We start from the raw sequence: 10,046 nt of genomic DNA, 5'->3' as shown, positions 1-10,046 counted from the left end.
CGTGTGCCTTCATCGGCATCAACCTGAAGCATCCGGAGAACTTCGACGAGGTGGTGGAGAAGCTGAAACGCATTCCGGAAATCGTGGAATGCCACTACACCACCGGTGACTACGATATGTTCATGAAGATATACGCCCATAACAACCATCATCTGCTCAACATCATCCATGACAACCTGCAGCCGCTCGGATTGTCGCGCAGCGAGACCATTATCTCGTTCAACTCGGCTTTCTGCCGCCAGCTGCCTATCGTGGACGCTCCCGCAGAAGAGGACGACGATATGGACGACGCCAATGAGATGAACATAGAATAAATCAGAAACTATTTATATCAAATCGTCGGTCGTCAGGCCGGATTGGGGAAATAGAGAATGAGTCTCTGTCATAACTACTGATATGACTGAGACTCATTCATTTTTTTGTAGGGGCAGACGTTGACTTGTTTATCTTCCTGACTTTGACTATGCGTCACCCTTTTTGAATTTTTCTATTTTTCAGAGGCATAATCTCCACTTTTGCCACCACCACAAAATCGTCCAAAGAGAAACGTTGTATGAAATCATCAATGATAGGAAGCATTGTGTATCCCTCATATTGACTGCCATTGAAAATACAATATGACAATGGATAGCCATCACGACTAACCAAGAGACCTAGTACGAGCTGCGACTCCGAGGTCTTGCCGCCCGCGAAACTGCAGCACAAACCTTGCATGAGGTGCGCGAAGCAATGAAGATAAACTACTTCGATGATGCTGCACTCATCCAGCAACAGGCTGAGATGTACAGAAACAAGTAATTTATAACCCCCAAACGGTCCTTAGGCCGTTTGGGGGTTATTATAAGTCCAACACTATATGACAGACACTATTCCGTCAACTGATGTCTCTCCCTAAACTCTGTAGGCGTACACCCCTCAGCCTTTTTGAAACATCGACTAAAATACTTCGGATCGGTAAAGCCACAACGATAGGCTATTTCCGACACATTCAGTCCTTTATCGTTTATCAGCATACCGTAAGCTTTCTCAAGACGATAGTTCTGCATATATATATTAGGTGTGCATCCATACACCTTCTTCATCTGTATATAAAGCAACGAACGGCTCAATCCCATCTCACAAGAGAACATTCCCACATTCAGCTCGGAATCGGAATAATGCTTCTGCATAAACGTTTCCACCTTTTCCTTAAAAGCATTGTCGGAACCGGTCCCATCAGAACTGGATACAGAACCGATACCGTAAACACTGCCATCAATTGCAGCAGGCAACGCCGGCTGGGCGTCTCCCTCTATCATATCACCTAAACGCACCTTTATATATTCCATCTTTTCTTCTTTGGAAAGTCTGAGAATCCTTATCTCCTTCTCAAGACTACGGATATAGCAGATTACTTTCACTAAAAGGAATATAAACGCAAGCACCAATCCGCCATACAGCATCCATGCCACTGGACGTTCGTTAAAGTATGGCGTACGATGGATTATAATGCAGGCTTCATTGTCTACCCAGACCCCGTCACCATTAGTGGAACGCACCCTCAAACGGAATGTCCCTGCCGGAATATTTGAAAGATTTATATGATTGTCCTTTGTATAAAGCCACTTCTTGTCTACGTCTTCAAGCATGTAGGCATATTGTATAGGCTCCGTCTTATTATAGTCGATTGCCGCAAACGATACGTTAAGTGATTTTTCTTCCGGCGACAGAGATATACTGTCAGGCATATCAAACACAATCTTCGGCACGTAACGACTCTTGCCCAAAACATTCTCATCTACGGCAAGCACACCTTGCGTAGTGCCGAAAAGTGTTGTCTTGCCAGTGTTTATGCCAAGTGGAGGACATTCGGAAAAAGAAAAGCCTTTAGTGAACGTCCCCTCTATATAATTCGTAAAAGTATCATTACGTGGATTGAAAGACATAAGTCCATGTTCCGACACTGCCCATATCAAACCTTTCTTGTCTTCGTAAAGAGCAAGCACGATGTCGGTTGACATACCATTATCCATCGTGTAGGCACGGAAACGTATCTTGTCGCTGAACAGATTTCCAGAACTTACGACATTCAACCCTCCTCCATACGTTGCAACATATATCTTACCATCCTTACTACGCAACAGACTCATCACCAGGTTGTTGCCGAGCGACTCCACATCCGACGGCACCCGTTTGTTCTGCAAGAAGCGAAAACCATGAATACCACGCTGAATCTTTGTTGCAAACAATCCGTCATTAGTGGCAAGCAGAAGGCTACCGTCAGGAACAAGCAGCATATCATGAATGAACTTAGCCTCAACAGGATAACGGTCAAGACCATTGTCACAATGGATGAATTGCGGGGTTTCGCTCCAAGGATTAACTATCACATTCAGTCCTCCTCCGTATGTTCCGACAAGAATACGCCCGAACTTGTCTTCCAACACCGAATAAACACTATTGTTGTTTATACCATACTTATTATCCTTTCCTTTGAAAAACGCCTTGACTTTAAAGCCGCCATCTTTTAATGGCATCAGTCTGAACAGTCCGTTTGGCTTTGTGCCTATCCACAAATACCCATGTGAGTCCCTAAACATACAATAGGCATTTGCACCAAACGGATGACGCAACTTAGATATTGAGCCGTTACCACATAAGTATCCTTTAGTATTTCCGACTTTGTCCCAGACACAGATAACTCCGTTTTTATCGGCAACAAAGATGTCATCGGCTCCATATTGGAAAATACAGCGTATAAACTCTTCGCCTTCACTGCTCCTTTTAACAGGTGACAAACGCTTCTTGTTAAAGACAACACGATCAAGTCCGCTATGAGTGAACACCCAATAGCCGCCTTGACGGTCTTTATACAAAATACGTGTTTCTATATCCTTATATTCAGGCAGACAGCCAATCATGGATTTCTGTTGGGCTGTCGGTCTGAAACGATCTGCCTGACTCTTCACTCTGTCAGGCAATGCGACAAAGCGTTTTTCATTGCATTTGAAAAGAAAGAACTTGTTTTCATGAAACTTACACAGGATATTCCCGTCTTTTGTCTCACTAATAGACAAGATACGGTTGTTTGGCAAATGGCAATTGTCACCTTGCCGTGCCTTATAGTGGAAGAAGGAATAGCCATCATAGCGGCAAAGACCGTTCCACGAGCTAATCCAGATATACCCCTTTGAATCCTGAATAATCCCAGTAAACACACTTTGGGGCAAGCCATCCTTTTCAGAGAAATGAGTTATTTGCACTTCCGTATTTCCAGCAAGCGAAATACCGGTAAGCAACGTCAACAGGAAGGAGAGCAACATCCTTTTTACATTCATTATATTATCCGAAATAAGCCTCATTACAAGTAACGATTAGTCATTAGCACTTGCAAAGATAACACTTTTAATCATTAATACAAAAGGAAAGGGAGAATGTCAACGCATTCTCCCCTCACTAATATTATTCAACAAAGAATTATTTGCTATTTAACATATTTCTTTCCCTTAGCGACAACTACGCCATGATAACCTTCTCCAATACGCTGACCGTTAAGATTATATATAGCATTATCTTTTTCAGACTCTCTGGAAAGACCTGATACAGGAACAATAGCAGCAAGGCCTCCAACAAGCGTTATCTCCTCACCTGCATTAGTTGGAATATCATAGAGATAAGTATCCGGAAGCGTAGTGGCAGGAATCTTACTTGCATCCTTGACTATAGGCTCCGGCATGCCGTAAGGCTGCATCAAAGAATTGGTATTATTGCCTTCTGCTACAGAAAGAGCTGTACCATCGGCATTTGTCAATGGTGTTGCAGTACGCAGACGTAAGTTTCCGCCGACAGTAGACTTCACTGCAAGCTTCTCTATCTTGCCGTCAACCCATTTCATATCTGTCACCACAAATCCGCCACGGGCACACAGTCCTTTCACTTCGCCACCGGCTTTCCATTCCGTAGGCAATGCAGGAAGAACATGCAAGAAGCCGGCATGTGACTGCACAAGCATCTCTGCTATAGCTGCAGTAGCTCCGAAGTTTCCGTCAATCTGGAATGGAGGATGGGCATCAAACATATTTGCATACGAGCCGCCGTCGGAAGAAGCGATTGTCACATTAGGGTCGAGCAGGACAAGCTGGTTCTTAAGAATCTTCATGGCATGGTCTCCATCAAGCATACGTGCCCACATGGCTTCCTTCCATCCCATCGACCATCCGCGGGCAGCATCGCCACGTCCGACAAGACTCTTGTGTACTGCCTGATAAAGTGTAGCGTTTTCGTATGGAGAAACCTGATTGCCAGGATAAGCGCCCCAGAGATGAGACAGATGACGATGAGACGAATTCTCTTTATCCCAGTCTTCCTGCCATTCCTGTACCTGTCCGTATTTACCAATCTTCCATGGAGTAATCTGTGCCTTCAGAGCATCAAGAGCATCTGCGAAATCCGCATCCTCACCAAGAGCACGAGCTGCAAGAGCTGTATTCTTCAACAAGTCATAGACCATCTCGTTATCCATGGCAACTCCTCCGAAAAGGGCAATGTTTGCAGTATTACCGTCAGACTTGGTATAAGAGCCTATACCAGGATGATTCTCCGGTGAGTTGCTCGGACAAACAACCATATACCCTGTATTCGGATCCTTCACAAGAAAATCCTGGAAGAATTCTGCCGCTCCCTTCATTATAGGATAGACCTCTGCAAGATATGTCTTGTCGCCAGAGAAGAGATAACGCTCCCAAAGGTGAGAGCAGAACCATGCGTTACATGTAGGCCATACTCCTACGGTGCCATTGTCTACCGCACCTGTCGTACGCCAAATATCTGTATTATGATGTAAAGCCCATCCACGTGCGCCATACATCTTCTGAGCTGTTTCCGCACCTGTAACACTTACATCCTTGACCATCTCGACAAACGGCTCATGGCATTCTGCAAGATTTGTGACTTCTGCAGGCCAGTAGTTCATCTCAACATTGATATTTGATGTGTATTTCGAATCCCAAGCCGGATACTGACGCGCATCAGGATTCCAGATGCCCTGCAGATTAGCTGGCTGTGTGCCTGGTTGTGAAGAAGATATGAGCAGGTAACGTCCAAACTGGAAGTAGTTGGCTGCCAACTGAGGATCAGAAGTCTTATGGAACTCCTTTATACGCTGTTCCGTGTTCTTGGACTCCTGTGTAGCATTACCTGCAAGAGTCAGGTCCACACGGTCAAACTGTGCCCTGTAGACAGATTCATGATCCGAAAGCGTTGTAACATAATCTTTCTTGCTGTTCTCGTAAGCTTCCAGATAGGCAAGAGCTGATGCACTTGCATCACCGCTTACATCATCATATTTCTTGAAATTAGTGGCTTGCGAAATAATGATTGTAGCGTATGTAGCACCTGTCACATTAAGACGCGGAGCATTTGTAGCGGCTCCCACTGTTCCCTGAGCATAGATATTGACATTGTCGTTTGTAATAGCGCCGTCAGTGTCCACAATACGCAGATAAGTACAAAGGTTGAGCTTGTTTTCCACATTCTCACACTTGTCACGTGCCGGTCCCATCGTTGCCTTGACAGTATGATCGTCATAGAGGACGTTAGACGTGAGCTTCTCTATATTCGACTTATTACAACCGGCATAAGCCACATTAAAGTCGAGTTTACCTGTCTGGTCCGCTTCAAGACGCACCACTGTGACATTATCCTTGAAAGAAGTGAATACTGTACGCTTATACCCTACACCTTTCACATGATACTCCACATTGCTTGTTGCAGTATTCATATCAAGATAGCGAACATAGCCTTGTGCATCAACAGCATCCGAAGTCTGTGCACTTTCCATATCATCGAAACGCTGTCCCGGGAAGCCAAGCAAGACAACACCTGCTGCACGATAACTTGCTCCATGCGAGCCTTGCGACATCCAGTTCGTAACTGCAAGATTCTGTACCGAAGCATAATCTTTATTGAAGATGCCTTGCTGTACTTCTCCGAGTACTCCAAAAGCATTTGCATTATAGTTCGTGTTCGGTCCCTGGTCCCAGAATGTATCTTCGTTGAGTTGGAGCGTATCGCATGCGACACTACCGGAGTGCATAACACCAAGACGACCGTTTCCCAACGGTAGAGCTTCTTCCCAATAGCCTGCTGGCTTGTTGTACCACAAATGATTCTTGCTTTCTATTGTAGGAGCAGGTATCGGATCGGTATCGGCGGTGATGAAACTGAACGTCAAGGCTTTCGCAAGCACATTTCCAGAAAGGTCACTTACTGTATTTGCCGGTAGCTCAAAGTTATACATCGCACTTTTGTCAAGAGCAGAATAGCTGAAACGAATTACATTGCCGTTTACTGTTGGAGCAAGCTTGACAACACTGTTTGTATTTGCATTCGTAAGCGTTGCCTCTGCCCCATCCGCCACATGCACACTCTCGTCAAAGTTCAAAGCAATGGTTCCTGTTGTCACGACATTATCCTCATTATCCTTTGGACGGCTTGATACGAATGCCGGTGCTTCATGGTCGTCAGCAAGCACCTTTACATATTTCAGATTGTAATTGCTATTCTTCGTGGCACTGACAATAAAGAGTCTCACTATGACATTCTCCTTATTGTCGGCATCAAGAGAGTAAACAGCATCATTATATGTATTCCAATGACTGCCGCTGACATAGTCATCAAGTGTTGTCCATGTCGTCCCTCCATCAACGGAATACGCCACACCAAAATGTGTGGAGCTGCTTGAGCCGTCGCCTATAGCGAAATTAAGTTTCACGTTGTTCAGGTTTACAGTAGGGAAATTCACTTCGAAATATTGGTCATGTGTTGAGGCATCACCATAGTTTTCCTTTTGTGTAAATTTATCTATCGAAGCTGTGTTCAGACGCAAGACATAGCTGTCCTTACTTTGCTTTACCTCCCACTTGCCGTCACTTGTCTTCAGCGAAAGCTTATAGTTGGTCTGTACTCCAGAACATGTGTTCGGCAGAAACACCGGTTGTTTACTTTTCCATGCGGTATTGCTTATCGCCTGCCATCCGCTGCCATCCGGAGTGTAGGTCACAACAGTTCCGCTGCTTGAGCTTTCCCATCCCTCCGAGAACACCCATGACGCAACAGCTGTCTGTTGCGCATGGCTGATAACAGGATTCGCAAAGGTAAAAGCCAAAAGCATCAGAGCCACATGGAATAAATGACTCATCATTCTTTTCATAATTTTACTTTTTAATTGTTTTTAGATTATATTTTTTAGAATTCGTAAATATGCCGCAAAGGTAAAGAACAAAGGAAAGAACTATGCGGATTATTGTTTTTGTGATGTGGAAAATCGTATAAGTGACGAAAAAAAACAACTTGGTATGATTTCACTGTCACTTAATGAGAAATAGCGAACAATTGCAAATCAAGAACGAGGGCGTATCAAAAGAAAAACTTTGACACACCCTTTTCCTGACTTTGACTATGCGTCACCCTTTTTTCATTGTTATTTTTGCTAAGTTATTGAAAATGAGGGAATGTTATTTTGAGGGTACACATTTTGTCAAAGTCAGGTGTCATAACTACTGATATGACTGAGACTCATTCATTTTTTTGTAGGGGCAGACGTTGACTTGTTTATCTTGGTTCCGATGAACGTCACCTTCAAGGCGTTTGCCCGTCGCAGCGCCTGCTTCACCTCCATCACGGTCTTCATGTCTACATCCTTGTCGGCAGAGAGCGCCACGGTCATCTCCTGGGCCTCGTCGGGCGACATGCCGGAGCGCGACTCCGCGAGATAGTCCACGAGCTGGTCTATTGCCACCACCTTGTTGTCCACCTGTATGCGGTAGCCCTCCTGCCTGCCGTCTACAGGCTTTCCGATATACACATGGGTCACGCCAGACTTCTTCTTCATCTTCGTGAGCTGTCTGCCCTCAGGCACACGATATCTCACCTTCACCTCGTCCTGCCGCATGTGGGTGACGATGATGAAGAAGAACAGCACCGTGAAGATAAGGTCGGGCAGCGATGCCGTGTTCAGTTCCGGCACGCTGCGGCGTTTGCGTATAAACATATTCTGTTGTCTCCTATTCTGTTTTTAGTTCCTCAAATCGGTCATCAGCCAGGTTGGGTGTTATTCTTTGTCTGCCGCATCCTGACCGCTCTCCTCGTTCAGGTTTTCCATCACACGCTGCGGATAGAGCTTGTCTATCTTCTTGCGCTCATACTGTTCACATTCCGCATACCGCTTGTGGTAGATGCCCATCGCGGCAGAGTTTCGGATTGAGGTGTATGCCGAGCTTACGGCATCCTGAACGTGGAAATAATCATCGTATTTGGATGTGGGGAGCATCTTGATGCTCACCACGTGTGTGGCGCGGTCGGGACAGCCGGCAACGAATTTCTCCACCATTCCCTGCAGGCGCCTCACGTCGACAGGCTTGCCGTCTACTCTCACGTCGCCCTCGCCCCAGATGCTGATATCCATCACGTTGCGACGGTCCATCTCCGTCACCTCCTCCGTCTTCGCCTTGTCTTCGGGCGGCAGCTGCTTGAAGACACCCTTGGTGGAATCCATCGACGAGATGACGAGGAAGAAGACGAGCAGGATGAACGAGATGTCGGCGGTGGAAGTGGTGTTCAGCCCCGGCACCTCACGCTTGCCGCGTCGGAAATTCATTGAAAACCTTTTCTGTCTTATCACTTTTCCTCCTTTTTCCTGTTTTTCCTCCTCATTGCCGATCCGCCTACCGACACCGCCACTGCCACTACGGCAGCGAGGAGCATGGCGAATACGGCGTATATGAACATGTCGGCTACCTTGAGCCACATGGCGTCGCTGAAGGTCTTGCCGTTTACAGACAGCGGATCTGCCGACCCTGCCACGTATGCCAGCACGAGCATTGCCACGAACGCCATTGCCGACCAGCGCTTTATCCTTGCCACGGGGATACCGTTGACCACCTTCTCGGCAGACCGGATTTTCGCCGCTTTATACAGCGAGAAGACCAGCACTCCCACAGCCCCCACCACCATCAGATAGATGAAGATGAGCACGATGTCGGTGAGCAGCGGAGCATTGTAGTCGGGGTCGAACACGTATGGCATATCGTAGCCCACGAGATAGAAGAGCGCGAAGACCACAGCCGTCACGCCTATCATGGCATAGAGCAGACGGGTGGACATCTGCCATGCCTTGAGCTTTCTCTTTTTCATACCCATAGCGTTATTGTCTTGTTTTTCTTTCTGCTGCATGTCAGCCTTTCTGGTTCTTGTATTTACCGATGGAGTCGAGGAGCTTTATCGCCGACTCCTCCATATCGGCAGTGATATGGTCTATCTTGGAAACGATGTAGTTGTAGAACACCTGGAGCACGAGCGCCGAGATGATTCCGAAGATGGTGGTGATGAGCGCCACCTTCATTCCCGATGCCACGATGGTAGGACTGATGTCGCCGGCGTCTTGTATCTGCTCGAATGCCATCACCATTCCTATCACGGTGCCGAGGAATCCGAGCGACGGTGCGATGGCGATGAAGAGTTTTATCCATGAGCATCCCTTCTCCATGTTTGCAGCCTCAACGGAACCGTAGCTTGATATGCCCCGCTCGATATTGTCTATCGGTTCGGTGATGCGGGCGAGTGCCTTGCGGCAGATGGATGCCACGGGACCACGCTCCTGCTCACACATCTTCTGTGCCGCCTGCAGGTCGCCATTTGAGAGTGCTCCGTCGATGTCTGCCATCATTCTCTTGGCGTCTATCTCACTGAGCGTGAGGAATATTATCCTCTCCACACAGAAGGCGAGTCCGAGCACGAGAGCCAGTGCCACGAGCGACATGAATCCTGCCGAACCCTCGATGAACTTGGTTTTGAGCACTTGATGGAAGCTCAGCGGCTCTTCGTCGTCGATGCCTTCCAAATCGGCAGCCACATCTGCCGTGTCAGTAGCCTCAGCCTGTGTGTCGTCGGCACCGAGACTGTCGGCAGGGGCATTGGCGGCAGCTTTCGGTGCGGCGGCAGGTGCTGCTTCTGATGCCGTAGCCGGTGCTGCACCATTTTCATTATCCGCAGCGGTTTTTGATTTCGCG

7 protein-coding genes and 2 pseudogenes are annotated in these 10,046 nt (G+C 47.0%); 2 read left to right on the top strand and 7 right to left on the bottom strand.

From position 1 onward, the window contains the following. Window positions 1–314 (top strand): Lrp/AsnC family transcriptional regulator (locus QVO99_RS10315; protein ID WP_288177192.1); only part of this gene is annotated, 314 nt, incomplete at its 5' end. A gap of 175 nt (window positions 315–489) precedes the next feature. On the opposite strand, the pseudogene QVO99_RS11145 reads toward QVO99_RS10315, so the two are convergent. Continuing rightward, window positions 490–684, bottom strand: a pseudogene (locus QVO99_RS11145) (IS1634 family transposase); the annotation flags it as partial. Between QVO99_RS11145 and QVO99_RS10310 the strand changes: the two are divergent. Beyond that, window positions 685–798, top strand: a pseudogene (locus QVO99_RS10310) (tryptophan--tRNA ligase); the annotation flags it as partial. Between the two features lie 68 nt (window positions 799–866). Here QVO99_RS10310 and QVO99_RS10305 read toward each other — a convergent pair. The 6 genes from QVO99_RS10305 to QVO99_RS10280 form a co-directional block, all read right to left on the bottom strand. Further along, window positions 867–3,317, bottom strand: a complete 2,451-nt coding sequence (locus QVO99_RS10305; RefSeq protein WP_288177190.1) for a two-component regulator propeller domain-containing protein — start codon at window positions 3,315–3,317, stop codon at window positions 867–869. Window positions 3,318–3,463: 146 nt separating this feature from the next. Next, window positions 3,464–7,180, bottom strand: a complete 3,717-nt coding sequence (locus QVO99_RS10300; protein ID WP_022317533.1) for a glycosyl hydrolase family 95 catalytic domain-containing protein — start codon at window positions 7,178–7,180, stop codon at window positions 3,464–3,466. A 378-nt stretch (window positions 7,181–7,558) separates the two neighbouring features. Then, window positions 7,559–8,029, bottom strand: coding sequence for an ExbD/TolR family protein (locus tag QVO99_RS10295; RefSeq protein ID WP_022317532.1), 471 nt, complete (start codon window positions 8,027–8,029; stop codon window positions 7,559–7,561). Window positions 8,030–8,089: 60 nt separating this feature from the next. Next, window positions 8,090–8,635, bottom strand: a complete 546-nt coding sequence (locus QVO99_RS10290; protein WP_022317531.1) for an ExbD/TolR family protein — start codon at window positions 8,633–8,635, stop codon at window positions 8,090–8,092. Between the two features lie 20 nt (window positions 8,636–8,655). Further along, complete coding sequence (locus QVO99_RS10285; protein WP_288177189.1) at window positions 8,656–9,171, bottom strand: hypothetical protein; 516 nt, start codon at window positions 9,169–9,171, stop codon at window positions 8,656–8,658. 40 nt (window positions 9,172–9,211) lie between these two features. Further along, window positions 9,212–10,046, bottom strand: an 835-nt coding sequence (locus QVO99_RS10280; protein WP_288177188.1) for a MotA/TolQ/ExbB proton channel family protein, incomplete at its 5' end; no start/stop codon positions are given.

It is taken from the genome of Prevotella sp. CAG:592 (assembly GCF_000436015.1).
Taxonomy (GTDB): Bacteria; Bacteroidota; Bacteroidia; order Bacteroidales; family Bacteroidaceae; genus Prevotella; species Prevotella pectinovora.
The sequence above is the reverse complement of the archived record's forward strand: the minus strand, read 5'-3'. Positions and strand labels throughout refer to the sequence as shown.

What these genes read in the sequence shown, in the direction of transcription:
- QVO99_RS10305 (WP_288177190.1), bottom strand. Translation starts at nt 3,317, where the DNA reads ATGAATGTAAAAAGGATGTTGCTCTCCTTCCTGTTGACGTTGCTTACC.
- QVO99_RS10300 (WP_022317533.1), bottom strand. Translation starts at nt 7,180, where the DNA reads ATGATGAGTCATTTATTCCATGTGGCTCTGATGCTTTTGGCTTTTACC.
- QVO99_RS10295 (WP_022317532.1), bottom strand. Translation starts at nt 8,029, where the DNA reads ATGTTTATACGCAAACGCCGCAGCGTGCCGGAACTGAACACGGCATCG.
- QVO99_RS10290 (WP_022317531.1), bottom strand. Translation starts at nt 8,635, where the DNA reads ATGAATTTCCGACGCGGCAAGCGTGAGGTGCCGGGGCTGAACACCACT.
- QVO99_RS10285 (WP_288177189.1), bottom strand. Translation starts at nt 9,171, where the DNA reads ATGAAAAAGAGAAAGCTCAAGGCATGGCAGATGTCCACCCGTCTGCTC.